This is a genomic window from Azospirillum sp. Marseille-Q6669, assembly GCF_965111635.1.
The window spans coordinates 41096-67969 of sequence record NZ_CBCOOP010000007.1 but is presented as its reverse complement, the minus strand read 5'-3'; the positions used below and the strand labels follow the sequence as shown (position 1 = coordinate 67969).

Annotated in this window: 20 protein-coding genes and 1 tRNA gene; 13 read left to right on the top strand and 8 right to left on the bottom strand. The window is 67.4% G+C overall.

The window, feature by feature from the left end:
* Positions 1-142: 142 nt before the first annotated feature.
* The 4 genes from ACWPXE_RS31770 (at position 143) to ACWPXE_RS31755 (ending at position 5473) form a co-directional block, all read left to right on the top strand.
* Positions 143-3082, top strand: a complete 2940-nt coding sequence (locus ACWPXE_RS31770) for a carbohydrate-binding domain-containing protein (protein ID WP_454021025.1) — start codon at positions 143-145, stop codon at positions 3080-3082.
* Positions 2971-3465 (top strand): hypothetical protein, encoded by a 495-nt coding sequence (locus ACWPXE_RS31765; RefSeq protein ID WP_454021024.1) that lies wholly within the window; start codon positions 2971-2973, stop codon positions 3463-3465. Before ACWPXE_RS31770 ends, ACWPXE_RS31765 begins: the two co-directional genes overlap by 112 nt.
* Positions 3466-3798: 333 nt before the next feature.
* A complete protein-coding gene (locus ACWPXE_RS31760) occupies positions 3799-4611 on the top strand; it encodes an amino acid kinase family protein (RefSeq protein ID WP_237908273.1) in 813 nt (270 codons plus the stop codon).
* Between the two features lie 13 nt (positions 4612-4624).
* Complete coding sequence (locus tag ACWPXE_RS31755; protein ID WP_454021023.1) at positions 4625-5473, top strand: amino acid kinase family protein; 849 nt, start codon at positions 4625-4627, stop codon at positions 5471-5473.
* An 86-nt stretch (positions 5474-5559) separates the two neighbouring features.
* On the opposite strand, the gene ACWPXE_RS31750 is transcribed toward ACWPXE_RS31755, so the two are convergent.
* From ACWPXE_RS31750 to ACWPXE_RS31735, 4 genes are all read right to left on the bottom strand, one after another.
* Positions 5560-5859, bottom strand: coding sequence for a hypothetical protein (locus ACWPXE_RS31750; RefSeq protein ID WP_454021022.1), 300 nt, complete (start codon positions 5857-5859; stop codon positions 5560-5562).
* A gap of 314 nt (positions 5860-6173) precedes the next feature.
* On the bottom strand, positions 6174-7379 hold the full coding sequence (locus ACWPXE_RS31745; protein ID WP_454021021.1) for a glycosyltransferase family 4 protein: 1206 nt from the start codon (positions 7377-7379) through the stop codon (positions 6174-6176).
* A gap of 34 nt (positions 7380-7413) precedes the next feature.
* On the bottom strand, positions 7414-8106 hold the full coding sequence (locus ACWPXE_RS31740; protein ID WP_014200319.1) for a TVP38/TMEM64 family protein: 693 nt from the start codon (positions 8104-8106) through the stop codon (positions 7414-7416).
* A gap of 521 nt (positions 8107-8627) precedes the next feature.
* Positions 8628-9206 (bottom strand): NUDIX hydrolase, encoded by a 579-nt coding sequence (locus ACWPXE_RS31735; protein ID WP_454021020.1) that lies wholly within the window; start codon positions 9204-9206, stop codon positions 8628-8630.
* A 521-nt stretch (positions 9207-9727) separates the two neighbouring features.
* Here ACWPXE_RS31735 and ACWPXE_RS31730 point away from each other — a divergent pair.
* The 9 genes from ACWPXE_RS31730 (at position 9728) to pgmG (ending at position 18781) form a co-directional block, all read left to right on the top strand.
* Positions 9728-10174 carry a tripartite tricarboxylate transporter TctB family protein gene (locus ACWPXE_RS31730; protein ID WP_454021019.1) on the top strand — a complete coding sequence of 149 codons (447 nt, stop codon included), beginning with the start codon at positions 9728-9730 and terminating at the stop codon, positions 10172-10174.
* Complete coding sequence (locus ACWPXE_RS31725; protein WP_454021018.1) at positions 10171-11676, top strand: tripartite tricarboxylate transporter permease; 1506 nt, start codon at positions 10171-10173, stop codon at positions 11674-11676. Before ACWPXE_RS31730 ends, ACWPXE_RS31725 begins: the two co-directional genes overlap by 4 nt.
* A 78-nt stretch (positions 11677-11754) precedes the next feature.
* A complete protein-coding gene (locus ACWPXE_RS31720) occupies positions 11755-12423 on the top strand; it encodes a 4-carboxy-4-hydroxy-2-oxoadipate aldolase/oxaloacetate decarboxylase (protein ID WP_454021017.1) in 669 nt (222 codons plus the stop codon).
* Between the two features lie 393 nt (positions 12424-12816).
* Positions 12817-12891 (top strand) — tRNA-Gly (locus ACWPXE_RS31715).
* 146 nt (positions 12892-13037) lie between these two features.
* On the top strand, positions 13038-14120 hold the full coding sequence (gene pseB / locus ACWPXE_RS31710; protein WP_454021016.1) for a UDP-N-acetylglucosamine 4,6-dehydratase (inverting): 1083 nt from the start codon (positions 13038-13040) through the stop codon (positions 14118-14120).
* The gene (gene pseC, locus ACWPXE_RS31705; RefSeq protein WP_454021015.1) at positions 14120-15367 is read left to right on the top strand and encodes a UDP-4-amino-4,6-dideoxy-N-acetyl-beta-L-altrosamine transaminase; all 1248 of its coding nucleotides are present in this window, start codon (positions 14120-14122) and stop codon (positions 15365-15367) included. Before pseB ends, pseC begins: the two co-directional genes overlap by 1 nt.
* 85 nt (positions 15368-15452) lie before the next feature.
* Positions 15453-15749: a hypothetical protein gene (locus ACWPXE_RS31700; RefSeq protein WP_109068154.1), complete on the top strand. Its 297-nt coding sequence runs from the start codon at positions 15453-15455 to the stop codon at positions 15747-15749.
* Positions 15750-16019: 270 nt separating this feature from the next.
* Entirely contained in the window at positions 16020-17345 is a 1326-nt protein-coding gene (locus ACWPXE_RS31695) for a UDP-glucose dehydrogenase family protein (protein WP_454021014.1), read from the top strand.
* 32 nt (positions 17346-17377) lie between these two features.
* Positions 17378-18781: a phosphoglucomutase/phosphomannomutase PgmG gene (pgmG, locus tag ACWPXE_RS31690; RefSeq protein WP_454021013.1), complete on the top strand. Its 1404-nt coding sequence runs from the start codon at positions 17378-17380 to the stop codon at positions 18779-18781.
* Positions 18782-18919: 138 nt separating this feature from the next.
* Here the strand turns inward: pgmG and ACWPXE_RS31685 are convergent, their stop codons facing one another.
* The 4 genes from ACWPXE_RS31685 to ACWPXE_RS31670 all read right to left on the bottom strand — a co-directional run bounded on the left by ACWPXE_RS31685 (position 18920) and on the right by ACWPXE_RS31670 (position 26542).
* Positions 18920-19789: a ParB/RepB/Spo0J family partition protein gene (locus tag ACWPXE_RS31685; RefSeq protein ID WP_237908285.1), complete on the bottom strand. Its 870-nt coding sequence runs from the start codon at positions 19787-19789 to the stop codon at positions 18920-18922.
* Positions 19779-20771, bottom strand: a complete 993-nt coding sequence (locus ACWPXE_RS31680) for an AAA family ATPase (protein WP_014200331.1) — start codon at positions 20769-20771, stop codon at positions 19779-19781. Before ACWPXE_RS31680 ends, ACWPXE_RS31685 begins: the two co-directional genes overlap by 11 nt.
* Positions 20772-20954: 183 nt before the next feature.
* On the bottom strand, positions 20955-23252 hold the full coding sequence (locus ACWPXE_RS31675; RefSeq protein WP_454021012.1) for a DUF4347 domain-containing protein: 2298 nt from the start codon (positions 23250-23252) through the stop codon (positions 20955-20957).
* A gap of 428 nt (positions 23253-23680) precedes the next feature.
* Positions 23681-26542 (bottom strand): DUF4347 domain-containing protein, encoded by a 2862-nt coding sequence (locus tag ACWPXE_RS31670; protein ID WP_454021011.1) that lies wholly within the window; start codon positions 26540-26542, stop codon positions 23681-23683.
* Between the last annotated feature and the right edge of the window lie 332 nt (positions 26543-26874).

Genomic DNA, 26874 nt, shown 5'->3' with positions numbered 1-26874 from the left:
GAACAGCAGGGCTCCTTCGGCGCGATGCCAGCTCTGTTGTCACACATCCAATCGATAGTGGTATGTCAATTCTGGGACGCGAGGGAGCATTCCGCAACCCTCGGGACGGGCGTTTTCCCGCCCGCAGGCTCCAGGATCCCGCATGTCCACGTCCCCGCAACGGACCATCGACATCCCGATCGTCGTGAACGCCTGGGGCGTGTCCGCTGGCCAAGCACCGCATTTCCGGTTGCTGGTCGATGGCGTGATGATCGGCGAGACGTGGGTCGCCGCCACCTCCAGCACGCCCTACCGCTTCACCGCCACGGTCGATCCTGATCAGGCCCATCGGATTTCGATCTGGTACGACAACGACGGGGTGGTGAACGGGGTGGACCGCAACCTCTTCGTCGGCTCCATCACCGTCGACGGGCAGGAGGTCCAATCCACCGACGCGCGGGTCACCTACGACAAGGGGGCGGTGGACGGAAAGGACGTGGTTGCCGGCCAAGTCGGGCTCTATTGGGGCGGCCTGCTGTCCTTCGGCCTGGGCGAGGAAATGTTCGGCGGTCCGCTGGTCCGCCCGCCGCCCAAGCCGGAAGAGGTCATCACCAAGCCCATCGCCATCGCCATCGAGGCGGCGGGCGGCGCGTCCGCCACCGGGCCGGTGCGCTTCAAGGTTCTGGTGGACGGCAATCTGGTCGGGGAGGCGGAGGCTGCGTCCGGCACCGCCGAACGCTTCACCTTCGGCGTGACTGTCGACCCGTCCGTTGCCCACACGGTGCGGATCCTGCCCGTGGGAGAGCTGACGCTTGGCGCCGTGGCGGTGAACGGCAAGACCCTTGCCACCCCCGCGCCCTCCAACGACGGCTCCATCACCCTGGCGGTCGCCGCCCCGGTCTTCCAGGGCAGCGCGTCGGACGCGCCGGCGACGCAGGGCGACGCCTTCTACGTGGCGAAGAATGGCAACGACAGCTGGTCCGGGCGGCTGGCCGCGCCGAACGCCGAAGGCACCGACGGCCCCTTCGCCAGTCTGGAGCGGGCGCAGGCGGCCATGCGCGCCGGCACCGTCAAGACGACCTACGTGCGCGAGGGCTCCTACAATCTGACGGGCACGCTCAGCCTCGGCGCGCCGGACAGCGGCGTCCGCATCCTGGGCTATCCGGGCGAGCAGGCGGTCCTCAGCGGCGGCGAGCGGGTCACCGGCTTCACCTATGAGGGCAACGGCGTCTGGTCGGCGCCCCTGTCCGCGGCGCCGGGGCTGGACGTCACCGTCGACGGCGTGCGCTACCGGCTGGCCTCCAAGGGCGCCTACGACCCGCAGGATCCGACCACCGGCTGGTTCGTCGCCGACGCGAGCGCCTATGGCGCCAGCAAGAACGCGCTGCGCTATCGCGCGGGCGATGTCACCGCCGCCGATCTGGTGCCCGGCAGCCGGGTCCAGGTCTTCGACACCGAGCGGCTCCAGGACGCGATCCTGACCGTCGCCGGCGTTGACACGGTGACGCGTACCCTGACCTTCACCGCCGACGCGCCCTTCACCATGCGCGACGGCTCGACCTTCAAGCTGCTGGGCAACAGCGCCCACGTCGATCAGGTCGGGGAGTTCGCCTACCGCGCCTCGGACGGGCGGCTGGTCATCAAGGCGGGGGAGGACTTCACCGGGACCGGGGTGGAGGTTGCCCGGCTCGGCACGCTGCTGCGGCTGAACGGCGCCAATGGAGTGACGGTCCAAGGGCTGACCTTCACCAACACGACGACGGGCGGCAACGCGCTCGACGTTCTCAACGGCGACGTCAACACAATCGCCGGCAACAGCTTCGTGAACGTCGGCACCGGCATCCGGCTGACCCAGGGATCGGACCGCAATCTGGTCAGCGGCAACTATCTGGACCATCTGGGCATCAACGGCATCGCGCTGACCGGCCAGTCGATCGGCAACACGGTCACCGGCAACCGCATCCAACACATCGGCGAGGTGCGCAAATACGCCGGCGGCATCATGGCGTCGGGGATCAGCGACACGGTGATCTCCCACAACGACATCGACCACAGCTCGCGCTACGGCATCTCGGTCAAGAACTGGGACACCGCGACCATCAGCCTGAACAACGCCATCCTCCACAACCGCGTCCGCAACACGGGACTGGAGACGGCGGATTCCGGCGGCATCGAGTTGCTCGGGCGGTCGAACCTGAACACCGGCACGCGGATCGAAGGCAACCGGGTCGAGCACACCGGCGGCATCGCCACCACCAGCACCGGCCAGTGGCTGCGCGACTACAAGGGCTACGGGATCTATCTGGACGACCTGACCAGCGGCGTGACCGTCCGGGACAACTTCCTGCGCGACACCGCCTGGGCCGCCGTCATGATCCATGGCGGCCACGACAACACCGTCACCAACAACATCGGCGTGCTGGGCGCCAATGGCGAGAGCTTCATCCGCATTGAGTGGGTGCCCTTGGCGGGCGCGGCGGGCATCCCGGCAAACAACACGGTCACCGGCAACCTCGTGTCGGGGGCGGTGCCGCTCGGCGGCTACGTGACGATCCTGTCGGCGGGGCAGAACGCCATCGACGCCAACTTCCTGCATCAGGTGGGCGCCTATGGGGCGAACGACCGGACCGGCGACCCGCTGTTCGCCGACGCCTACAACCACGATTACAGCCTGCTGCCACTGTCCCCGGCCCTGACGGCCGGCCTCCAGGATCTCGCCTGGACACTGATGGGCATCGTTTCCGGCACCGGCTCGGTGCCCCCGCAGGACGGCGGCGGGACCACCCCCTGCCCCCTTCCGATCCCCAGGCCAACGAGCCGCCCGCCCCGGTGCCGGTGCCCCAACCCGACAACAGCACCCCCGCCGCCCCGCCCGCCCCCTCTCCGACGCCGTCGCCGGCCGCCCCGTCGGTTTCGGCGCCGCTTCCCGACCCGGCTCCGGCGCGGCCCTCCGTGCCTTTCAGCCGGATCGTGGACGGTGTGCAGACGACGGTGGCGGCCTATGCTTATGAGGGGCCGGTCACCAACCTGCAGTGGAGCTTCCTGGGAACCGCCGAGGACGAGGTGGTCGGCGGGTCGGACGGCAACGACTTCATCAACCTGATGGGCGGCGACGACGCGGCGTCGGGTGGAGCCGGGGACGACGTGCTGGACGGCGGCTCAGGCTCCAACTGGCTGATCGGCGGGCCGGGCAAGGACACCTTCTTCGTCGATGGACGCGGGGGCGAAGTCACCTGGTCCACCATCGTCGATCTGGAGCGCGGCGAGTGGGCGACCCTCTGGGGCTTCGTGCCCGGACAGTCCCGGCTGACCTGGGAGGAGATGGGCGGCGCCGAAGGCTACAAGGGCGCCACCGTCCGCTGCGACATCGACGGCAACGGCACCATCGACGCCAGCATGACCTTCACCGGTATGGCCGTGAGCGCCATGACCGTCACCACCGGCATGGCCGGCAGCGAGCCCTACATCGCCTTCATCACCCTGTAGCCGGCTCCTTTTCCACCATGCACCGCCGGGACCACACGCAACACCCCGGCGGACGGAGCAGACGGCAGAAGCAGCGTTATCACCGCCACCTTCATAACACCATGAAGAACAACAATATTTTTTACTTTCCGGGTTGACGCTTGCACGGGAAGAGATCACGGTTCCGTCAACGCCTGATACAAGACACAGCCTTTGAAACGCCGTTTTGCGGGATCGACAAGGCGGGGCCACACCCGCTTGCCGCCGATTCCGCCGGATGCCTTTCCCTCGGACCGGACCGGGAGGAAACGGCCCCCACCGACATGCCTTCGAACCGAAAGGGAACAGCCCCTCATGACCAGCACGACAGCGGAGCTTGAAGCGCTCCTCATGCAGCGGTCGCTGACCGACGCGCAGCTTCTGGCGGCGGCGGACGTCGCGGCGGATTTCCGCATCCTGCCGAACGCGACGGTGCTCAAGATCGGTGGGCAGAGCGTCATCGACCGCGGCCGCGCCGCCGTCTACCCGCTGGTCGACGAGATCGTCGCCGCCCGCAAGGAGCACAAGCTGCTGATCGGAACCGGCGCCGGCACCCGCGCCCGTCACATCTACTCGATCGCGGCGGGACTGAACCTGCCGGCCGGCCTGCTCTCGCAGCTCGGCGGCTCGGTCGCCGACCAGAACGCCGCGATGCTCGGCCAGCTCCTCGCCAAGCATGGCATCTCCGCGGTGGACGGCGCCGGCTTGTCGTCGGTACCGTTATTCCTGGCCGAAGTGAACGCCGTCGTCTTCAGCGGCATGCCGCCCTACAAGCTGTGGATGCGCCCTGCCGCCGAGGGCGTCATTCCGCCCTACCGCACCGACGCCGGCTGCTTCCTGGTGGCCGAACAGTTCGGCTGCAGGGCGATGATCTACGTGAAGGACGAGAACGGGCTCTACACCGGGAACCCGAAGACCTCCAGGAACGCCACCTTCATCCCGAGGATCTCGGTGGACGAGATGAAGGCGAAGGGGCTTCAGGACTCGATCCTGGAGTTCCCGGTGCTCGACCTGCTGAAGAACGCCCGCCACGTCCGCGAGGTGCAGGTCGTCAACGGCCTCGTCCCCGGCAACCTGACCCGCGCGCTCGCCGGCGAGCATGTCGGCACCATCATCACCGCGCGTTGAAGGACCACACGCCATGTCCGACACCCAGCACAAGAAGCATGCCAACAACATCAAGCATGTGGCCTCACCGCTCGCGCGCCAGACCCTTCTCGACGGCAGCCTGACCGCCCCGGTCGCCGGCGTCCGCCCGATCCGCCTGCTGCCCTGGCTCCAGGTCGTGAAGATCGGCGGGCGGTCGATCATGGACCGCGGCCACGAAGCGATCCTGCCGATCGTCGAGGAGATCCGGAGCATCCTGCCGGAGCACCGGCTGCTGATTTTGACCGGCGCCGGCATCCGCGCCCGCCATCTCTACAGCGTCGGGCTGGATCTCGGCCTGCCGGTCGGCTCGCTCGCCCCGCTCGCCGCGACCGAGGCCGGGCAGAACGGCCACATCCTGGCCGCGCTGCTCTCGCCGGACGGCGTGTCCTACGTCGAGCACGGGACCATTGCGAACCAGTTGGCGGTTCATCTGTCCGCCGCCCGCGCGGTGGTGGGCAGCGCCTTCCCGCCCTACCATCACCACGAGTTCCCCGGCTCGCGCATCCCGCAGCATCGGGCCGACACCGGCGCATTCCTGCTGGCCGACGCCCTGGGCGCCGCCGGGCTGACCATCGTGGAGGATGTGGACGGCATCTACAGCGCCGACCCGAACGGCCCCGAGGGCGGCACGGCAGAGCTGCTGCGTGAGACCACCGCCACCGAATTGGCGAAGCAGGGCGGCACGTTGCCGCTGGACGGTGCGCTGCTGGAGGTGATGGCGAACGCCCGCCACCTGGAGCGCGTGCAGGTCGTCAACGGGCTGGTCCCGGGCCGCCTGACCGCCGCGCTGCGCGGCGGGCACGTCGGCACCATCATTCACACAGGTGCCCGCTCGCTCTGAGCGGCACCGGTCCGTCAAAGAACGACGAAGGCGTCCGATGGCAACACCGGACGCCTTTCGCGCATGAACGGCGCGCTTTCAGGAATTCAGTTGCTCGTCACCGGCTTGCGGACGGCCTTCTGTCCGTCGACCTTCGCCACGGCCTTGACGGCGGGCGGCGCCATGTCCTCCGAGGATGCCTGCTGAAGCCGGCCCTGCGGGCTCGCCTTCGACGGGAAAGCCACCGGCAGCAGCATCGCGGCGAAGACGGCGACGGCGATCAGGGTCTTCACGGCCTCCCAGGCGAAGCCGCCGCGGCGCGGGGTGTTGGACAGCAAGAGGGCGTCATCCGCCTCCAGGGCGGTCGCCGAAGCAGCCGGCATCGGCTGGACTGCGGTCATGGACATGGCAGGCACTCGTGTTCGGGTTCGCCGGATTGGTACCCATACCATCGCAAGGGTCATGCCATGCCCCGCGCCTTGATCCGGCGATTCCCCACGCCTTCGTTTGGAAATTATCTCAAAATAAAATCAATGCCGGGGGTTCCGCCCCGCCGCCGCCGCCGCCGCCGCCGCCGCCGCCCTCGGTACGGGCATCGCGTTTCGCGGGCGCAAAAAAGCCATTTTTGGCTCACGCGCCCGGCAAAAACCTCCCTATGGGCGGCGGCTACTGCCCACCCACCGGGAAAATATTGCCTCTTGGAGTGGGGGTTTTCCTCGCCTCAGGCCATCGCGCGGATCAGCGCGATCTGGCGTTCCAGGCAATGGGACAGGTCGAACCGCTCCACCGCCGTCTCCCGCGCGGCGCGGGCCAGCGGGGCGAAGGCGCCGGGGTCCTCCAGCACCGCGACGGCTTTGCCAGCGATATCGTCGGGGGAGAAGAAATCGGCCAGCAGTCCATTCTCGCCGTGCCGGATGACTTCCCGCACTGGAGCGGTGTCGGAGCCGATCACCACGCAGCCGAGCGCCATGGATTCCACCATCGACCAGGACAGGACGAAGGGATAGGTCAGGTAGACATGCGCCCGCGACAGCCGCAGGACCGACAGATACTGATCGTAGGGAAGGTGCCCCAGGAAATGGACGCGCGCCGGGTCCAGCGGCACCTCGGCCAGCATGGTTTCCCGCCAGCTCTTCCCGCCGGGAGGCGCCGAGCCGTAGCTGACCTCGTCGCCGCCAGCGATCAGCACATGGGCCTTGGGACGCGCCTCCAGGATGCCCGGCAGGGCGCGCATGAAGCTGGGGAAACCGCGGTAGGGCTCCAGGTTGCGCACGGCGTAGGTCAGCACCTCGTCCTGGCGCGTCAGCACCGTGCCGTCGGCCAGGGTGACCCGGATGTCCGGGTCGGGCAGAAGGTGGGCGGTGTCCACCCCGTCGTGGATGACCTCGATCTTCGGGTGGAACGGCGCCGGGTGGGAGTCGCGCTGCCACTCGGTCGGGGCGATGCCGCGGTCGCAGGCCTCCAGCGCCAGCAGCAGCGGCGTGCTGCGCATGCGCAGCCGCAGCACGGTGTCCACATTGACCGGGACCGACGGGTCGAAGCCGACGTCCAGCCCCTGGGCGCGGTAGAAGAACTCGCAGTAGTTCAGGTAGGGGGCGTTGGGGAACACGTCCTTGACGAACAGCGTCTCGCCCCAACCCGGATGGCCGACGATGACGTCAGGGCGGAAGCCCTCCTCGCGCAGGCCCATCAGCAGCCGGGCCGCGGCCTGCCCGTGCAGGACCGCGTTCTCCGTGGACACCAGATAGGGATGCGCGTTCTCCCGCGCCTTTCGGCTGGGCTGGTAGGAGAGGCGGCGGACGTTCGGGATGTCCCGGTCGGTGCGCTTGGTGATGAAGACGACACGGTTCGCCGGGTCGGCGGCCAGGCGGGCGGCCAGATGCTTGTACTGGCCGGGCATGTTCTGGTGAATGAAGACGATGTTCATGGTGTCTCCGCAAGGACCATGCAAGGCGGCGCCGTCAGGCGCGCCCGGCGCCGAACTTCTCCCGCAGCTTCGGCCCGACCTTCGGCAGCAGAACCGACAGGATCAGCAGGCTGAGCCCAATGACGGTCGGCGCGATCCAGTCCGGCTTGCCGGCCAGGGCGTGGTCGCCCGCGGCGCCGAACTGCACGAAGGCCACGGTCATCGGCAACTGCCCGACCAGCGACCCGAAGGCGTAGGCGCCGAGCCGCACCCGCGTCAGGCCGAGCGCGTAGTTCACACCGCTGTGCGGCAGCACGGGAACCAGCCGCAGCATGGCGACGGCGCGCCAGCCGCCGGTCTCCAACCGGCGCAGGACGTCGCCCCAGCGCGCCCGGTCCAGGGCCGGAACCAGCCCGTCGCAGACGTAGCGGGTCAGCAGGAAGCCGGTGGAGGCGCCGATCACACTGCCCGCCGCCGCCAGCACCCCGCCCCACCAGACTCCGAAGACCAGCCCGGCGACCATCGCCATGACGGAGCGCGGGAAGAACAGCAGGCTGGCCAGGATGTGCAGGAACAGGAACAGGACCGGTGCCGCGGGGTGATGGCGCAGGATGTCCTGGAGCGCGTCCATCCCGAAGGCGCCATGCCATGCCCACCAGGCCCCGGCTCCGCCAAGCAGGAGCAGGACGAGCAGCCCCCGCCCGAGGTTGCGGAGGGTGGACAGGGAGGGTGTACGGCGCTCGGCCATGGTGCGGGCCTTCGGTTCAACGAACGGGGCTTCTATGGTCCGGCTTGCATATCATGGGCGCTACTGCGCCGCGAGAGACGATCGCACAGGCGCCGGGCGACACCCCCACAGGCCGGAGTCAAGAAAAAGGCCGCAGCCAGGACGGCGCGGCCTTCAAGTCTAGGGAGGAAACGCCCAAAGGGCATCCGGGACTCAATTTATGCTGCAATGCAGCAAAGATCAAGCCCCTGCTGAGCGGTCCTCGCAAAAATACCCCGCGCTTTGTCGCCCCCCACCCCATCCCTTTGAATGACAGGATCCGGAAAAAGAAAAGGCTGCAGCCGGTGAGGCGCAGCCTAGTTCTGGGAGGGAGGAAACCAAGAGAACTTGGTGTGGCCATTTATGAACTGATTTGATTAACAGCGCGTAAACGGGCTATGTATTCCGAAGACATACTCATTTTTTGACAAAGATCAAAAAAGCCAAGCTTCCGCTTGGCTGGAGGAAAGGCGGCTTGCTGCACAGCGGCAAGCGAAGCCGCGTCACCGGTGACGGTGGCTGAGCGCCGTCCGGATGTCGTTCTGCCACACCATGCTGACCAGGGCGATCTGGGTGAGCAGGGCGATCTCGCCCTGTCCGATGGCGGTCAGCAGTTCCTCCCGCGTCATGAACAGGATTTCCGTCTCCTCCAGATCGTCGGACAGCGGATCGGCCACTTGGCGGCAACCGGTGGCGTGAAACATATGGGACACCGCACCGCCCTGGTTGGCGTTGACCGTATAGCCGCCAAGCGCCGTCCAATGGTCGGAGACGAAACCGGTCTCCTCCAGAAGCTCCCGCCGGGCCGCTTCCAGCGGGTCTTCGTCCGGCGACAGATGGCCGCCGGGAAAGGTCAGATTCACGCGCCGCGGCCCGTGCCGATACTGGCGATAAACGATGGCGCGCCCATCCTCCATCTCGGCGAAGATACAGGCAAAGGACGGCATGTCGAACTGGTAGTAGTCCCGGATGACCCGCCCATCGGGTAGTTCCACCGTCTCGACATGGACTTTCAAGAATGGATCGGCGTCGAGCAGTTCGCGGCTTTCAAGCACGGTCCACGGGCGCAGGCGGCGCGTCATCCCCTGATCTCCTTCGTCCTGTCCTTGTTTACGGCGCGCCCTGGGTAACGGGCATGCGCCGCCGGGGCAAGAAACATGAAAGGGCGGCTTTCAGATTTCGCAGCGCTGCGTGCATTCGAAAACACTCATCAACCTTTCAGTGATTCATCAGTCAGAAAGGCAAGCCTTCGTCCTCACACTCCGGCTCATTAGCAGCACAAACACGCGATGATTCGATGCTCTTGCCCTTTTTGGTAATCTGATTAGGATGCATAAACAACGAGGGATAAAGATTTCCTGTTGAATTTTATCCTTATGCTTGTGAAAGGCGATGGGTCGGCGACCGGAGCCGCACTCACCCCCTCCGAAAGCCGCCCATTGAAAGCCGTGGAAGCCCCATGCCGAGCCTGCCCTTCTCAGACCTCCGCCCCCCTTCTTCCACGACCGCCCCACCCCGCGGCCTGTCCACAGCCGCTCGCGACACCGCGCGAGACGCGCTCGAAAACACACTCCCAACCATCGCGGATGGCAGGGAGGCGCCTTTGGGGATTCCGGTCCGGGCGCCGCAGGATCTGGCCGCCGGCCTGCTGATCGCGGCTTTCGGTCTGGCCGCCCTGTGGCTGGGGCGCGATTGGCCCACCGGGACGCTCGCCTACGTGCAATCCGGTTTCTTCCCGCGGATGATCGGGTTTCTGATGGTGCTGGCCGGCGCCGTGGTGACCGGGCGAAGCCTGCTGGCCCATGGCGCCGGCCTGCCGGCCTGTGGCTGGCGCCCTCTTCTTGGCGTGACGGCGGCGGTGCTGGCCTTCGCCGGAACGGTGGAACTCCTGGGGCTGGTGCCCGCGGTGCTGATTCTGGTGGGGCTGGGCAATCTGGCCGGCCAACCGTTGCGCCCGGTTCCTCTGGCCTTTCTGGGCGGCACCCTGGCGGCGGGCTGCGTCGCGCTGTTCGTCTGGGGACTGGGCCTGCCCCTGCGGGTGTGGCCATGACGGAGTTGCTCGGCAACCTGCTGCTCGGCCTGTCGGTCTCGCTGTCCCCGGACAATCTGCTGCTCTGCTTCGGCGGGGCGTTGATCGGCACGCTGATCGGTGTCCTGCCCGGTCTGGGTCCCACCGCGACGGTGGCGATGCTCCTGCCCCTGACCTTCCACCTGCCGCCGGTCGGCGCGCTCATCATGCTGGCGGGCATCTTCTACGGTTCGCAGTATGGCGGGTCGGCGACGGCGATCCTGGTGAATCTGCCCGGCGAATCCTCCTCCGTCGTCACCTGCCTGGACGGCCACGCCATGGCGCGGCAGGGCCGGGCAGGAGTGGCGCTCGCCACGGCGGCGCTCGCCTCGCTGTTCGCCGGCATCGTCACGACCCTCCTGATCGCCGTGGCGGGCCCGCCGCTGGCCGGGGTGGCGCTCGCCTTCGGGCCGGCGGAGTATGTGTCGCTGATGCTGCTGGGCCTGATCGGGGCGGTGACGCTGGCCCACGGATCGGTGGTGAAGGCCATCGCGATGATCCTGTTGGGCCTGCTGCTGAGCATGGTCGGCACCGACGTGAATTCCGGCGACACGCGTTTCACCTTCGGCCTGCCACAGCTTTACGACGGCATCGACTTCGTTCCGCTCGCCATGGGCCTGTTCGGGCTGGCCGAGATCATCGCCAGCCTGGAGCAGACCGGCGGCGTCGGGCGGACCACCGCCCCCATCGCCAGCCTGTGGCCGAAACGCGAGGATATCCGCCAAGCTTGGCCGGCGACGGTACGCGGCACGGTGATGGGGGCGCTGCTGGGCATCCTGCCCGGCGGCGGCGCCACGCTGGGCTCCTTCGCCGCCTATTCGCTGGAAAAGAAGGTGTCCCGCCGGCCGGAGCGCTTCGGCCAGGGCGCCATCGAGGGAGTGGCCGCACCGGAGGCCGCCAACAACGCCGCCTCGCAAGCCTGCTTCATCCCGATGCTCAGCCTGGGCATCCCGCCCAACGCCATCATGGCCCTGATGATCGGCGCCATGACCATCCACGGCATTACGCCGGGGCCGCAGATCATGGCCAAGCAGCCGGAGCTGTTCTGGGGCATGATCGCCAGCATGCTGATCGGCAACGTGATCCTGGTGATCCTGAACCTGCCGATGATCGGGCTGTGGGTGCGGCTGCTGCGGGTGCCCTACGGCTATCTGTTCCCGGCCATCCTGGTCTTCTGCTGCATCGGCACCTACACGCTGAACAACAGCGCTTTCAACGTTCTGCTGATGGCTCTGTTCGGCGTCCTGGGCTACGTCCTGCGCAAGCTGGACTGCGAGCCGGCGCCGCTGATGCTGGGCTTCGTGCTGGGTCCCCTGCTGGAGGAGAATCTGGGGCGCGCCCTGCTGCTGTCGGGTGGCGACCCCACCGTCTTCGCCACCCGCCCGATCAGCGGCAGTCTGCTGGTCGCCGCCGCCCTTCTGCTCCTCCTGATGGTGATGCCGGCGGTGCGCCGCCGCCGCGACGAGGCCTTCAAGGACGAATGAGTCCCAATGCTTCCTTATCCCCGCCCGCCCTCTCTTCCGGAAGCGGGCGGCCTTCACGCCGTGAAAGGTGCCTGTGCGATGAGCGTCGTCAAAGAGTTTCCCCGTCCCGCCCCCGATCTGGTCGCCGCGTTCCGAGGCCAGTCCCCCGCCACGCTGCACGAAGCGATGGGCAAGAAGGGCGCGATGTCCTTTCCGATCAAGCCTCTCTATCAAGGCATGACGCTGTTCGGCACCGCGGTGACCGTATCCGGCGGCCCCACCGACAATCTGATGATCCACGCCGCCATGGCGCTGACCCGTCCGGGCGACGTGCTGGTGGTGGATTTCAAGGGCATGACCGAGGCTGGCCCCTGGGGCGACGTGCTGACCGAGGCGGCGATCCAACGGGGCTTGGCCGGGCTGGTCATCGACGGTTGCGTGCGCGACGCCGCGGCCATCCGCAACATGGGCTTTCCCGTCTTCTGCCGGGGGACCAGCATGAAGGGCACCACGAAGACCCAACCCACAGGCGACGTGAACACCCCCATCGTCTGTGGCGGCGTGATGGTCGCGCCGGGCGACATCGTGATTGGCGACGACGACGGGGTGGTCGTGGTTCCCCAGGCCGAAGCCGCCGCCACGCTCGCCAAGGCGGCAGAGCGCGAGCGGATGGAGGAGGGCCTGCGCGAACAGCTCCGTGCCGGACGGACGACGGTCGAGGCGCTGACGCTGGAATCCTATTTGGAAGCCGGCGGCATCAGGCTGTGACGCGGAGCGCCGCGGGCAGGCGGGGCCAAGTCCCGCCTGCCATTGCCTAGAGTGGTATTACCGGTTCTCGGCAAAGGAACGGCGATAGGCAAAAAAAAGCCGCGTCCGGACACGAGGTCGGCGCGGCAGACGAATGCTCTTAGAGCATCATAATGTTTTTGGTTTCCTCCCCAGACCTCAAGGCCTTTGTTTTGTGAGAGGAAATTTCCACAGTCGACGCAGGGAAGTCAACAGCATTGAGCGGGTTATAACTTTAAGCCTAACGTCTCCTTCCGATGCGCCAAGAAGGCGGATGGAGACGTCCGAAGAGAAAAATCTCAGCGCAAGCCAAACAGGGGGCTTGCGTTCCGCCGGGCGCGTGCGGTATCTCCCTGCCTCCTTCGTTGGAGCGGCGCGGGCGTAGCTCAGGGGTAGAGCACAACCTTGCCAAGGTTGGGGTCGAGGGTTCGAATCCCTTCGCCCGCTCCAGTATCACGAAGCCTTTTCCATATCATCGCCGGTCGGATGAAAAGCGCGCCGCAGCGCCGTCCCTGCGCGCGGAAGCCGCGGATTCCTTGCTGGAATGTTAACCCGCTGCTAGGGGTCTCGGGCTAAGGTCGATCGAACCGGCCTGAATGAACCACGAAGCACGAACGCCCCTGACCATGCAGCAGCTTGACCGTCCGAACGAATCGCCCACCGAGGCGCTGCTCCCCGGCTTCGGCATGCTGAACGGCCAATCGATCCTGGTGACCGGGGGAAGTGGGTCCTTCGGAAAGCGTTTCGTGGAGACGGTGCTGCGCCACGCCAGCCCGCGCCGGGTCATCGTTTTCTCCCGCGACGAGTTCAAGCAGTACGAGATGCAGCAGCAGCTCGGCCCCGAATGGGCGTCCACGCTGCGCTTCTTCATCGGCGACGTGCGCGACCGCGAGCGGCTGGAACTGGCCATGCGCGAAGTGGACGTGTGCGTCCACGCCGCCGCGCTGAAGCATGTGCCTGCCGCCGAATACAACCCCATGGAGTGCATTCATACCAACGTCTATGGGGCGGAAAACGTGGTGCGAGCCGCGCTGAACACCGGCGTGAAGCGAGTGATCGCCCTGTCCACAGACAAGGCGGCCAACCCGGTCAACCTCTACGGCGCCAGCAAGCTGGCCTCGGACAAGATCTTCATCGCCGCCAACAACCTGTCCGGCTCGCTCGGCACGCGCTTCTCGGTGGTGCGCTACGGCAATGTGGTGGGGTCCCGCGGGTCGGTGATCCCGCTGTTCCGCCGGATGATCGCGGAAGGGGCGAAGTCCCTGCCGGTCACCGACGACCGGATGACCCGCTTCTGGATCACGCTGCAGCACGGGGTGGACTTCGTCGTCTCCTGCATCGCGATGATGCAGGGCGGGGAGATCTTCGTGCCCAAGATCCCCAGCATGCGCATCACCGATCTAGCCCGCGCGATGGCTCCGCATCTGCCGCACAAGCAGGTCGGCATCCGCCCCGGCGAGAAGCTGCACGAGGTGATGATCACCGAGGACGATTCCCGCCAGACCTTCGAACTGCCGGACCGCTTCGTCATCGAGCCGGCCTTCGCCTTCTGGACGCACGAGCCCTATCAGCGGCTGGGCGCCAAGCCGGTCGCCGACGGCTTCCGCTACGCCAGCGACACCAACGGCGACTGGCTGGACGGCGCGCGGCTGATGCGGCTTCTCGCGGAAGCGCCGTGATGGGCGAACCGGTGTCCCGGCCGCCACTGCCTTTTCTGCCCTACGGGCGCCAGGACGTCGATCAGGCCGACATCGACGCGGTGACCGCGGTCCTGCGCGGCGACTGGCTGACCCAGGGGCCGACGGTGGAGGCGTTCGAGCGCGCGCTGTGCGAGCGCACCGGCGCGGCCCATGCGGTGTCCTGCGCCAACGGGACCGCCGCCCTGCATCTGGCCACCCTCGCGCTGGGGCTCGGCCCCGGCGACGCGGTGGTGGTGCCCACCATCACCTTCCTCGCCACCGCCAACGCCGCCCGCTACGTGGGGGCGGAGGTCGCCTTCGCCGATGTCGATCCCGAGACCGGCCTGATGGGACCGGAGCAGGCGGAGGCGGCGATGGAGCGGGCCACCCGCGCCGGCTGGCGGGTGCGCGCCCTGGCGCCTGTGCATTTCGCCGGGCAGACCGCGGACATGGCCGGGCTCGCCGGGCTCGCCGCCCGCCATGGGCTGGCGGTGATCGAGGATGCCTGCCACGCCATCGGCAGCGTGGACGTGACGCCGGACGGGCGGACCCTGCCGGTCGGCTCCAACGGCTTCGGCACCCTCACCGCCTTCTCCTTCCACCCCGTGAAGACCATCGCGGCGGGCGAAGGCGGGGCGGTGACCACCAATGATCCGGCCCTCGCCGCCCGCCTGCGCCGCTTTCGCAATCACGGGATGGAGCGGGACCCGGCGGGATTCGAAGACCGCGGGGCCGCCTTCACCGCCGATGGGACCGCCAATCCCTGGTATTACGAGATGGCGGAACCGGGCTTCAATTACCGCCTGACCGACATTCACTCGGCGCTCGCCCTGAGCCAGCTCGAGCGGCTGGACGCCTTCGTGGAGCGGCGGCGCCATCTGATGGACCTCTACACGGAGCGACTGGCCCCGCTGGCCCCGCTGGTCCTGCCCGCCGCCCGCGCGCCCTGGTGCCGTCCGGCCTGGCATCTCTGCGCCGTCCGCGTCGACTTCGCCGCCGCCGGACGGGCACGGGCACAGGTCATGACCGATCTGCGGGTCCTGGGCATCGGCACCCAGGTTCATTATATTCCGGTCCACCGACAGCCCTACTGGCGCGAACGCTACGGTGACCTCGCCCTGCCCGGCGCCGACGCCCATTACACCCGGACGCTGTCGTTGCCCCTGTTTCCAGCCATGGCGGACGCCGATGTGGACCGGATCGTCACAGCCCTGGCCGGAGCGCTGGGACGGCCCTCACCGGCGTGACAACCCGGCGTCATTGCTGGACAGTTTTCTCTCTTCCAAAAATGCGCTATGCCAAGCGACATCTGGAATGCTTCGGAGCAGGGTCATGGCCGAGGGTACTGTGGACTATTACGCGATGGTCGAAGAGGCCTGGCAACTGAGCGACACCGCGCGCGACTATGTGAAGAACGCGGGCCGCGACGTGGACAACGCCGAGCTGTGGGAAAAAGTCTTCGCCGCCTCGCCCCTGATCGACCTGGAGCGCACCCGCGCCGAGGGGGGCCAGCCGCTGCAGAAGATCTTCTTCAAGAACCCCTACGGCCTGCAGTACCGGGCCGACCACAAGGATTGGATACCGTTCCGTCACGGTGCCCTGGACCCCGCTTACCTCCAGGCGATCTGATTTCAGACGATCCGGGGCGTCTGGGATTTCCAGGCGGTTCCGCGGCGGCCGGCCGCGCCGGCACGGCAACCCCGGCGCGGCCGCCATCGACGCCCCGCATCGACTTTCAGAAGGCGCGCCCTCCACGCGGCAGGCTGCCGCAGGTGGTGTCCGCATCACGGCTATCCTGATAGAACAAGGCAACCATTGAAGGCGGTCACCGTTCTGCTCCATGCCGAAAGCTGGACCGGGAACGGACGGCCTTAAGGGTGTTGAAAACAAGGGTTCCTCATGCGCATCGCGATGATCGGTACGGGCTATGTCGGGCTGGTGTCCGGCGCCTGCTTTTCGGAATTCGGCGTCCACGTCACCTGCGTCGACAAGGACGCCGGCAAGATCGAGCGCCTGAAGCGTGGTGAGATCCCGATCTATGAACCCGGCCTGGATGAACTGGTCGCGCGCAACGTCGCCGCCGGACGTCTTTCCTTCACGCTCGATCTGAAGGAAGCCATGGCCGGCGTGGACGCCGTGTTCATCGCGGTGGGCACCCCGACCCGGCGCGGCGATGGCCATGCCGATCTCTCCTACGTCTACGCCGCCGCCGAGGAGATCGCCGCCAACCTCGACCACTACACGGTGGTGGTGAACAAGTCGACCGTGCCGGTCGGGACGGGCCGCGAGGTCCAGGCGATCATCCGCCGCGCCAACCCCGGCGCCGATTTCGACGTGGCGAGCAATCCGGAGTTCCTGCGCGAAGGCTCGGCCATCGGCGACTTCATGCGCCCCGACCGCGTGGTCATCGGCACCAGCTCGGAGCGCGCCGCCGAGGTGATGCGCCGCCTCTATCGCCCGCTCTACCTGATCGAGACGCCGATCGTCCTGACCTCGCTGGAAACGGCGGAGTTGACCAAATACGCCGCCAACACCTTCCTGGCCGCCAAAATCACCTTCATCAACGAGATCGCCGACCTCTGCGAGAAGGTGGGCGCCAACGTCCATGACGTGGCCCGCGGCATCGGGCTGGACGGGCGCATCGGCAAGAAGTTCCTACACCCCGGTCCGGGTTATGGCGGCTCCTGCTTCCCCAAGGACACGCTGGCCCTGGTGCGCACCGCCCAGCAGGTGGGCAGCCCGCTGCGCATCATCGAGACGGTGGTCGACATCAACGACAAGCGCAAGAAGCAGATGGCCGAGCGTATCATCGCCGCCTGCGGCGGGTCGGTGGCCGGCAAGACGATCGGCGTTCTGGGCGTTACCTTCAAGCCCAACACCGACGACATGCGTGATGCCCCGTCACTGGACATCGTCCCGGCACTGCAGGCCGCCGGCGCCACCGTGCGCGCCTATGATCCCGCCGGCATGCACGAGGCCGAGAGGCTGCTTCCCGGCGTGGTCTGGGCGAAGGACGCCTACGGCGCCCTGGACGGAGCCGACTGCGTCGCCATCCTGACGGAATGGAACGAGTTCCGCGCGCTGGATCTGAAGCGGGTCAAGGCCCTGCTGAAACGGCCGGTCATGGTCGATCTGCGCAACGTCTACAATCCGGGGGACATGGCGGCTGCCGGCTTCGCCTACTCCTCCATCGGACGGCCCACCGCACTGTCCCAGAACGTCTGAAGCGATCCGGTCCAAGGAGAACTGTCGAGACCATGAGCGAAGCCCACATTTTTCACCCGACCGTGCTGCGCGAATACGACATCCGCGGCATCGTCGGCAGCACCCTGACCGCGGCGGACGCCCGCGCGGTCGGACGGGCCTTCGGCACCGTGGTCGCCCGCGGCGGCGGGAAGACCGTCTGCGTCGGCTACGATGGCCGGCTCTCCTCGCCGGAGCTGGAAGCCGCCATGGTGGAGGGCCTGGTCGCCTGCGGCCTGCATGTGCTGCGCATCGGGCTCGGCCCCACCCCAATGCTGTATTTCGCCACCCGCGACCGCGAGGCGGCGGCCGGCATCATGATCACCGGTTCGCACAACCCGCCGGACTACAACGGCATCAAGATGATGCTGGGCAAGGGTCCGGTCTATGGCCAGCAGATCCTCGACATCGGCACCATCGCGTCGAAGGCCGACTACGTCTCCGGCGAAGGGTCGTCGGAACAGCTCGATATCAAGAACGCCTATGTGGAGCGCCTGCTGCGCGACTATGACGGCACCCGCAACCTGACCATCGCCTGGGACGCCGGCAACGGCGCCTCTGGAGAGATCCTGCGCCGCCTGACCGCGAAGCTGCCGGGCAACCACGTCCTGCTGTTCGACGAGATCGACGGCAACTTCCCCAACCACCATCCGGACCCGACGGTCGAGAAGAACCTCGTCGACCTGAAGGCGGCGGTGGCGGAGCATGGCTGCGACATCGGCATCGGCTTCGACGGCGACGGCGACCGCATCGGCGCCATCGACCATCTGGGCCGCGTGGTGTGGGGCGACCAGCTCGTGGCGATCTACGCCGCCGACGTGCTGAAGAGCCACCCCGGCGCGACGATCATCGCCGACGTGAAGGCCAGCCAGACGCTGTTCGACGAGATTGCCCGGCTCGGCGGCAACCCGCTGATGTGGAAGACCGGCCATTCGCTGCTGAAGGCGAAGATGGCCGAAACCAGCTCGCCGCTGGCCGGCGAGATGTCGGGCCACATCTTCTTCGCCGACAAATGGTATGGCTTCGACGACGCGCTCTACTGCGCGGTGCGTCTGATCGGTCTGGTCAGCAAGCTGAATCAGCCGCTGTCGGAACTGCGCGACCGCCTGCCGGACGTGGTGAACACCCCGGAAACCCGCTTCCAGGTGAGCGAAGAGCGCAAGTTCCAGGTCGTCCAGGAGGTCAAGGCCCGCCTGAAGGCCGAGGGTGCAGACGTCAACGACATCGACGGCGTGCGCGTCAAGACGGCGGACGGCTGGTGGTTGCTGCGCGCCTCCAACACCCAGGACGTGCTGGTGGCCCGCGCGGAGTCCGGCACGCCTGAAGGGCTGGAGCGGCTGAAGGGCATGGTCGTGGCGCAGTTGGAAGCCTCCGGCCTCCAGGCCCCGTCCTTCGAGGACGGCGGCAGCGCCCACTGATCGGCCGAAATCGAAAAGGCCCTTCCCTGCGGATGCGGGGAAGGGCCTTTTTCTTTGCTTGGGTTCCGACAATGCCGGTGAGAATTCTCACCGCTTCGCGTGAGGAAAAGGATCGGTGAGAATTCTCACCGGCTCCGGTCAGTTTTCCTCACCGTCCAGAATGGCGTCGATGGAACGGCGCAGGTCGCGCAGGACCTCGCGGTCCACATCCCCCAGCCGCTTCGGCTTCTCCTGGAAAGCGTACAGGGCCTCGCGCGTGCGTAGGATGTTGCGGGAGACGCGCAGGCTGAAGGCGCTCAGCACCGCCTCCGGCTCGTCCCGCGCACCCGGCGTCGCGGCGACGGGGGCGCGGGGTTCAGGCTGGGGCTGGTCGTCGGCCAAGCGGTCGAGCAGGCGCATCTGCTCCTCCGCGTCGTCGAGCGCGGCGATCTGGTAGAGCCTGTAGCGGGCGACCTTCCTCTCCGCACTTTCACAGCGTTCCCTTACCGCCGGGGCGACCCGGGTCAGCCCAAGGGTCCGGGTGATCTCCGCCTTGTCGCGCCCCATGATCTGGCCGAGATCGGCGTGGGAATAGCCATGCTTCTCCACGAGCGCCACGAAGGCGTCGGCCTCTTCGAAGGGCGTCAGATCGGCGCGCAGGACGTTCTCCACCACCGCCACCTCGGCAGTGTCGATGCCCTCCGGCACGAGGATGCAGGGCACCGTCTGCTGGCCGAGCGCGCGGACCGCGCGCAGGCGCCGCTCCCCGAAGACGAGCTGGAAGCGGCTCGGCCCCAGCTCCCGCACGCCGATCGGCTGCTGCAGGCCGTATTTGCGGATGGAGTCCGTCAGGGCGGCCAGTTCCGCCTCGTCGAAGCGGCGGCGCGGCTGGTCGGGGTTGGCCTCGATCCAGTCCACGTCGGGATAGACGAGACGCACACCCTGTTCCGGCTCCGCGAAGACGGCGAGCGCGCCGCGGCTCATAGCGTTCAGCCGGGCAAGGTTCCCGGTTCCGAGTTTACGCGACATTGGCCACCTCCACGCGCTTGCGCCGCTCCACGACGATGGCGTCGGCGAGCGCCCGGTAGGACGAGGCGCCCGGTGCGTCCGGCACCGCCTCCAGGGCGGCGCGTCCGGCAAGGGCGGCGTCGCCGTAGATTGTCGCCCGCGGCACCGGCGGGAAGATGCGCAGCGTGCCGCCCAGCGCGCTGTGGAGTTGCTCCAGGGTCACCTGATGCTGATTCAGCCGGGCGTTGTGCATGGTCGGCAGGATGCCCAGGACGGCGAGGCTGGGGTGGCAGCGCCGCTTCAGCTTGTTGATCGTCTTCAGCAGATGGTTCACGCCGATGGAGGACAGATACTCGGTCTGGCAGGGGATGACGATGAGGTCCGACGCCACCAGCCCGTTGGCGGTGCATTGGCCCAGGTTCGGCGGGCAGTCGATGAAGATGAAGTCATAGGCCGACCGCGCGTCCTGAAGCCGTTCCCGCAGGGCCATGGGGCCGCTGGGGTCGGCGGTCAGCTCCACCTCGACCGACGCCAGTTCGATGCTCGACGGGGCGATCTCCAGCCCGATGTCGCCGACCGGGACGACGATGTCCTCGACGGCGACCTCCTCACGCAGCACGTGGGCAAGCGACTTGCGCCGGCCCTCCTCGTACTCGATCAGGTCGATGCCGAGATGCGCCGTGGCGTTGGCCTGCGGGTCAGCGTCAATGATGAGCACGCGGTAGCCCTCGCGGGCCAGGATGCTGGCGGTGTTCACCGTGCAGGTGGTCTTTCCGACCCCGCCCTTCTGGTTGGCGAGGCAGATGACCAGCGCCGGGCCATGCTTGCCGTCCACCACCGCCGTCTCCTTCAGGAGGAAGCGGACCACCGCGTCGGGGATCTTCTCGCTGTTGCTTTCCCAGCGGGAGATCTTGGACCGGTCGTAGCGCCGCTCCAGCCGCTCGTTCAGCCAGGCCGCGAAATCCGGCTGTGAAAGTTTGCGCTCCTCGCGCAGGAGCCTCATGTCTTCGCCACGCAACGTCAACCTCCACAGCGAATGCGCTTGCCGTGTTCAACCGATACGATGGACGCCCGAATCGGTCAAGGTTGACGGTCACCCCCGTTGCATCAACAGCCGGCATCAACAGGAAAAAGCCGGCCCAGGGGAGGGCATCCCCCGGACCGGCGCGTTTCGCACGACCTCAGCTTACAGGTTGATGAAGGCGATGTAATTCTGGTCGCCCATGGTGCCGGTGGTGGTGGTCATGGCACCCACAGCCTTGCCGGTGAAGGTCATGCTGGCGTCGATGGTGCCGTTGCCGTCGATGTCGCAATGGACCGTCGCGCCCTTGTAGCCTTCGGCCCCGCCCATCTCTTCCCAGGAGAGCTTGGAGACGCCCTCCTGGTAGCCCCACATCGTGGCCCACTCGCCCTGCTCCAGGTCGGTGACGGTGGACCAGGTGGTCTCGGTGCCGCGGCCGTCGACGAAGAAGGTGTCCTTGCCCGAACCGCCGATCAGCCAGTTGGAGCCCGAGCCGCCGTCCAGCACGTCGTCACCGGCCCCGCCCCAGGCCGCGTCGTCGCCGCCCAGCAGGTTGATGAAGTCGTTGCCGTCCGACCCGCCCAGCACCTCGCTGCGGGAGTCGCCCAGGAAGGTCCACTGCAGGGTGGAGACCGGCCCCTCGTAGGCGTAGGCCTTCACGTCCTCGGTCACGCCGTCCACGATGCGCTGCATGGCGGCGGAAGGGCGGTCGTCCACCGGCGGGGTGGTGGTCGGCGGCTCCGTCGTGGGGGGCGTCGTGGTCGGCGGTTCCGTGGTGGGAGGCTCGGTCGTCGGTGGGGTGGTGGTCGGCGGTTCCGTCGTGGGAGGCGTCGTGGGGGGCGGCGCGTCGATCAGCGTGACGGTGTCGCCGTTGAGCTGGAACTGCCCGGCGGTGAAGCTGCCGACGAAGCGCAGGGTCACGTCGGCGCCCGCCGTGGCGTCGGTGCCGATGCGCAGGAAGGTGACGCCATCCACCGTCTCCGCCTGCACCTGCCCGGCGCCGAGCTGGCTGCCGTTGCCGGCGGTGGCCGTCCCAGTCATGGCCGTGCCGGTGATGGTGAAGGCGTCGCCCACCACGGCCCCGGTCACCCCGCTGGTGAAGTTGCTGGCTTGGGCGGTGGTCATCGTCACCGTGTGGCGGACGCTGCCGACCAGATCGAGGTTTTCCACGCTGGTCAGGGTCATGCCGGAGATGTCGATCTGCGGCGTCGCCGTGGTGATCTTGCCTTCCGGATCGGTCACGTTGTCGGAGCTGACGCGCAACGTGTCGGTGCCGGTGCCGCCGTCGTAGGAGACCGTGCCGGCGTCGCCCTGCGCGGCGATGATAAAGGTGTCGTTGCCGGCGCCGCCCTCGATGACGTCGGCCTCGTTCAGGTCGCCGTGCTCGCCGCTGTAGAAGACGTCATCACCGTCGCCGCCGATCATCGTGTCGGCGTCCCAGTCGCCGACCAACGTGTCGTTGCCGGCCCCACCCATCAGGCTGTCCTTGCCGCCGCCGCCGACCAGCAGGTCGTCGCCGTCGTCGCCATAGAGCATGTCGTCGTCGGCGCGCCCGAAGATCTGGTCGTTGCCGGCCCCGCCATGGACGGTGTCGTTGCCGTTGCCGCTCTCCAGCGTGTCGTTGCCGGCCCCGCCGGTCACCAGATCGGCGCCGTCATGGGCCCAGAACCACACGGGGTCGTTCCCGGCCACCATGGTGTCGTCGAAGTTGGAGCCGACCCAGCGCTCAATGTTGATGAAGGTGTCGCCCGCGGCGTCACCCGTGCTGTTGCTCGGGTTCAGCAAGTCCAGCACGAGGCCGGAGGTCGCGGTCTCGTAGGACGCCTCGTCGAAGCCGGCCCCGCCGTCCAGCAGGTCGGCACCCGCACCGCCGATCAGCGTGTCGTTGCCGCCGCCGCCAATCAGCGTGTCGTTGCCAGCCCCGCCTTCGATCACATCCGGCTCGTCATCGCTGGTCAGCAGGTCGGGGCCCGCCGTCGTGGTGCCGGTCACGGCCAGGACATGGGTCCAGCCCTCAACCGCCGCGAAGGGGGAGGGGGCGCCGACCGGCGCGGTGCTCAGATCGAGCGTCCAGGAAGCGCCCCGAGCCGCCGGACCGACCAGACCCGAGGAGGCCGCGACCGCGGCGCCCGTGGCGGCGGCCAACCGGTCGAGGAGGAGACGGCCCTTGGCACCCGCACCGGCATGGCAGGCGTGGATATGGATCTCGGTGCCGCGCGCGTCCGGCCAGGAGCGGTCGAGCAGCGACCGCGCGTCCAGCGGCTGGGCGCCCAGCAGGACCCGTCCCGGCTCGCCATGGGCGACCAGATGCAGGACGGACGGGCGCGCGGCGAGCGCGGCGGCCAGAACGGCATGGGCATCGTCGACGGCGGAGACGAGCATGACCTGGACGTCGGGACGGCGGCGGCTGAGCAGCCCGTCGAGATCCTCAAGTCCAGCGTCCGCGATGATGACTTCGTTCAAGGGAAACTCTCCGTGCATTCTGTGGTGATCGCTGGGGCGCCCGGTCGCATCGTTCGCGTTTACGGGAGGTTCGCGGATACGGGGAAGCGCGACACACAATCACATGCGCTTTCGGAGAGCCTTTTCGCAATTGCCCAAGAAGAAATAACACGTACTCATCAACGGAACATAGTTGTTGGGTTATCTTGATTGATAACGGGAAACTCAATGATCCTATGAACGGTCATTGTCCTATGAGGAAAAGAAACGAAAACTATACATCAAGAGCGAATACAGGGAAAACAGGCGATGTCATCACAATCTTTAGAAGGGGTAGCCCTCCTGCCGATGGGCTGCCTCAAATGGCGGCGGCGAACGAGAAACGGCCTGGGGAACACTCCCCAGGCCGTTTTTTCCGCTCGGTGCCTCAGATCACGAACCGCGCCGGATCACAGGCTGATGAAAGCGATGTAATTCTGGTCACCCATGGTGCCGGTGGTGGTGGTCATGGCACCCACGGCCTTGCCGGCGAAGGTCATGCTGGCGTCGATGGTGCCATTGCCGTCGATGTCACAGTGGACCGTCGCGCCCTTGTAGCCTTCGGCACCGTCCATCTCCTCCCAGCGCAGGGTGGAGACGCCTTCCTTGTAGCCCCAGAGGGTGGACCACTCGCCCTGCTCCAGGTCGGTGACGGTGGACCAGGTGATCTCGGTGCCGCGGCCGTCGACGAAGAAGGTGTCCTTGCCCGAACCGCCGATCAGCCAGTTGGAGCCCGAGCCGCCGTCCAGCACGTCGTCACCGGCCCCGCCCGCCGCCGCGTCGTCGCCGCCCAGCAGGTTCAGGAAGTCGTTGCCGTCCGACCCGCCCAGCACTTCGCTGCGGGAGTCGCCCAGGAAGGTCCACTGCAGGGTGGAGACCGGCCCCTCGTAGGCGTAGGCCTTCACGTCCTCGGTCACGCCGTCCACGATGCGCTGCATGGCGGTCGAAGGACGGTCGTCCACCGGCGGGGTGGTGGTCGGCGGTTCCGTGGTGGGAGGCGTCGTGGTCGGCGGTTCGGTGGTGGGCGGCTCGGTCGTGGGCGGGGTCGAGGGGGTTCCGCTCAGGGTGATCCCGCTGCCGTTGACCTGGAACTGGTCCGCCGTAAAGCCACCGGCGAAGCGCAGCGTCACGTCGGCGCCCGCGGTGGCATCGGTACCGATGTGCAGCAGGGTAACGCCGTTCACCGTCTGGGCCTGGACCTGCCCGGCGGTGAGCTGGCTGCCGTTGCCGGCGGTGACCGCGCCCGCCATGGCCGTTCCGGCGATGGTGAAGACATCGCCGCCGGTGGCGCCGGTGATGCTGGCGAAGCCGTTGGCCTGGGCGACGCTCATCGTCACCGCATGGCGGACGCTGCCGACCAGTTCCAACCTCTCCACGCTGGTCAGGGTCATGCCGGAAATGTCGATCTGCGGCGTCGCCGTGGTGATCTTGTTCTCCGGATCGGCCACGTTGTCGGAGCTGATGCGCAGCGTGTCGGAGCCCTCGCCGCCATCGTAGGAAACCGTGCCGGCGTCGCTCTGCGTGGCGATGATGAAGGTGTCGTTGCCGGCCCCGCCCTGGATGATGTCGGCTTCCGGCAGGGGATCGTGCGCGCCGCTGTAGAAGACGTCGTCGCCGTCACCGCCGATCATCGTGTCGACGCCCCAGTCGCCGATCAGCGTGTCGTTGCCGGTGCCGCCATCGAGCAGGTCGTTGCCGCCGCCGCCGGCCAGCAGGTCGTTGCCGGCCTCGCCATACAGCATGTCGTCGTCGGCCCGCCCGAAGGCCCGGTCGTCGCCGCCGCCGCCGTAGATCGTGTCGTTGCCGATGCCGCTTTCCATCGTGTCGTTGCCGGCGCCGCCGATCTCGACATCGTTGCCGCCATGACCCCAGAACCAGACGCCGTCGTCGTTGCCGACCAGCCGGTCGTCGAACTCGCTACCGATCCAGCGCTCGATGTTGGTGAAGGTGTCGCCCGCGGCATCGCCCGTGCTGTTCGCCGGGTTGCGCAGATCCAGCACGACGCCCGCGGTGGCGTTCGCGTAGGTCACCTCGTCGAAGCCGTCGCCGCCGTCGAACACGTCGGCTCCGGCGCCGCCTTCCATGGTGTCATGGCCGATGCCGCCGATCAGCGTGTCGTTGCCATCGCCGCCATACATCAGATCGTTGCCCTGGCCGCCGTCCATGCTGTCGTCGCCGGCGCCCCCGTACATGGTGTCGGCATCCCCTTCACCAAACAGGGTGTCGTTGCCGGCGCCGCCGTCGAGCATATCGTTGCCCCAGCCGCCGTAGATCAGGTCGTTGCCGTCCTCGCCATAGAGCACGTCGTTGTCGGCACGGCTGTAGATCTGGTCGTCGCCGGCGCCGCCATAGACGGTGTCGTTGCCGTCGCCGCTCTCCATGGTGTCGTTGCCGGCGCCGCCGATCTCCACGTCATCGCCCGCGTGACCCCAGAACCACACGGGGTCGCTGCCGGCCACCATGGTGTCGTTGTAGTTGGAGCCGATCCAGCGCTCGATGCCCGTGAAGGTGTCGCCCGCGGCGTCGCCCGTGCTGTTCGCCGGGTTGCCGATGTCGATGACCATGCCGGAGGTCGCGTTCTCGTAGGTGACGACGTCGAAGCCGTCGCCGCCGTCGAACACGTCAGCCCCGGCACCACCGTCCATGGTGTCGTGGCCGACCCCGCCGATCAGCGTGTCGTTGCCGCCGTTGCCGATCAGAATGTCGTTGCCCGCTCCGCCGTTGATGTTGTCCGCCGCGTCATCGCTGGTCAGCGTGTCGTTGCCGTCGGTCGGCGTGCCGGTGACGGCCAGCTCATGGGCCCAGCCGTTCGCCCCGGCGCCCTCGACCCCGGCGAAGGGGGAGGGGGTAAAGACGGGCGCTGTGCGCACGTCGAGCTTCCAGGACGCGCCGCGCACCGCCGGGCCGACCGGCCCCGAAGAGGCCGCAACCACGGCACCCGTGGCAGCGGACAGACGGTCGAGAAGGAGCCGGCCCGCCTCGCCCGCGCCGGCATGGCAGGCGTGGATGTGAATCTCGGTACCGCGCGCATCCGGCCAGGAGCGGTCGAGCAGCGACCGCGCGTCCAGCGGCTGGGCACCCAGCAGGACCCGCCCCGGCTCGCCATGGGCGACCAGATGCAGGACGGACGGGCGCGCGGCGAGCGCGGCGGCGAGAACGGCATGGCCATCCTCGGCGGAGGAAACGAGCGTAACCTGAACGTCGGGACGGCGGTGGCTGAGCAGTGCGTCGAGATCCTCAAGCCCAGCGTCCGCGATGATGACTTCGTTCAAGGGGAACTCTCCGTAAATTTTGTTGTGATCGTTGGGATGCCCGAGCGCCCCACCCGCGTATATGGCAAAGCGTGCGACTTCCTATGACATGAATTTCCAAGGTGTACTCCTGCAACTGCCTAATAAGTAATAACTCCTACTCCTCGCGCAAAACGCCAATTCTATTCATATTCATTCCATACGGAGGCCTTCTTCAGAACCATCACTTTAGGAAAACTTAAGTCCTTTGGATGGATCGAAGTCCCGTGCGGTGAAGGATGGGCGCAATCGATATTGCCACGATGTATTTCGAAGCCTTGACGGGCGGCGGCGGTGACGCGGATGCGCTGCCC

Coding starts and splice junctions, on each gene's coding strand:
- pseB (WP_454021016.1), top strand. CDS start 13,038: ATGAACCACGAAGCACGAACGCCCCTGACCATGCAGCAGCTTGACCGT.
- ACWPXE_RS31740 (WP_014200319.1), bottom strand. CDS start 8,106: ATGGCCGAGCGCCGTACACCCTCCCTGTCCACCCTCCGCAACCTCGGG.
- pseC (WP_454021015.1), top strand. CDS start 14,120: ATGGGCGAACCGGTGTCCCGGCCGCCACTGCCTTTTCTGCCCTACGGG.
- ACWPXE_RS31695 (WP_454021014.1), top strand. CDS start 16,020: ATGCGCATCGCGATGATCGGTACGGGCTATGTCGGGCTGGTGTCCGGC.
- ACWPXE_RS31735 (WP_454021020.1), bottom strand. CDS start 9,206: ATGACGCGCCGCCTGCGCCCGTGGACCGTGCTTGAAAGCCGCGAACTG.
- ACWPXE_RS31750 (WP_454021022.1), bottom strand. CDS start 5,859: ATGTCCATGACCGCAGTCCAGCCGATGCCGGCTGCTTCGGCGACCGCC.
- ACWPXE_RS31725 (WP_454021018.1), top strand. CDS start 10,171: ATGACGGAGTTGCTCGGCAACCTGCTGCTCGGCCTGTCGGTCTCGCTG.
- ACWPXE_RS31770 (WP_454021025.1), top strand. CDS start 143: ATGTCCACGTCCCCGCAACGGACCATCGACATCCCGATCGTCGTGAAC.
- ACWPXE_RS31745 (WP_454021021.1), bottom strand. CDS start 7,379: ATGAACATCGTCTTCATTCACCAGAACATGCCCGGCCAGTACAAGCAT.
- ACWPXE_RS31720 (WP_454021017.1), top strand. CDS start 11,755: ATGAGCGTCGTCAAAGAGTTTCCCCGTCCCGCCCCCGATCTGGTCGCC.
- ACWPXE_RS31680 (WP_014200331.1), bottom strand. CDS start 20,771: ATGAGGCTCCTGCGCGAGGAGCGCAAACTTTCACAGCCGGATTTCGCG.
- ACWPXE_RS31760 (WP_237908273.1), top strand. CDS start 3,799: ATGACCAGCACGACAGCGGAGCTTGAAGCGCTCCTCATGCAGCGGTCG.
- ACWPXE_RS31685 (WP_237908285.1), bottom strand. CDS start 19,789: ATGTCGCGTAAACTCGGAACCGGGAACCTTGCCCGGCTGAACGCTATG.
- ACWPXE_RS31755 (WP_454021023.1), top strand. CDS start 4,625: ATGTCCGACACCCAGCACAAGAAGCATGCCAACAACATCAAGCATGTG.
- ACWPXE_RS31700 (WP_109068154.1), top strand. CDS start 15,453: ATGGCCGAGGGTACTGTGGACTATTACGCGATGGTCGAAGAGGCCTGG.
- pgmG (WP_454021013.1), top strand. CDS start 17,378: ATGAGCGAAGCCCACATTTTTCACCCGACCGTGCTGCGCGAATACGAC.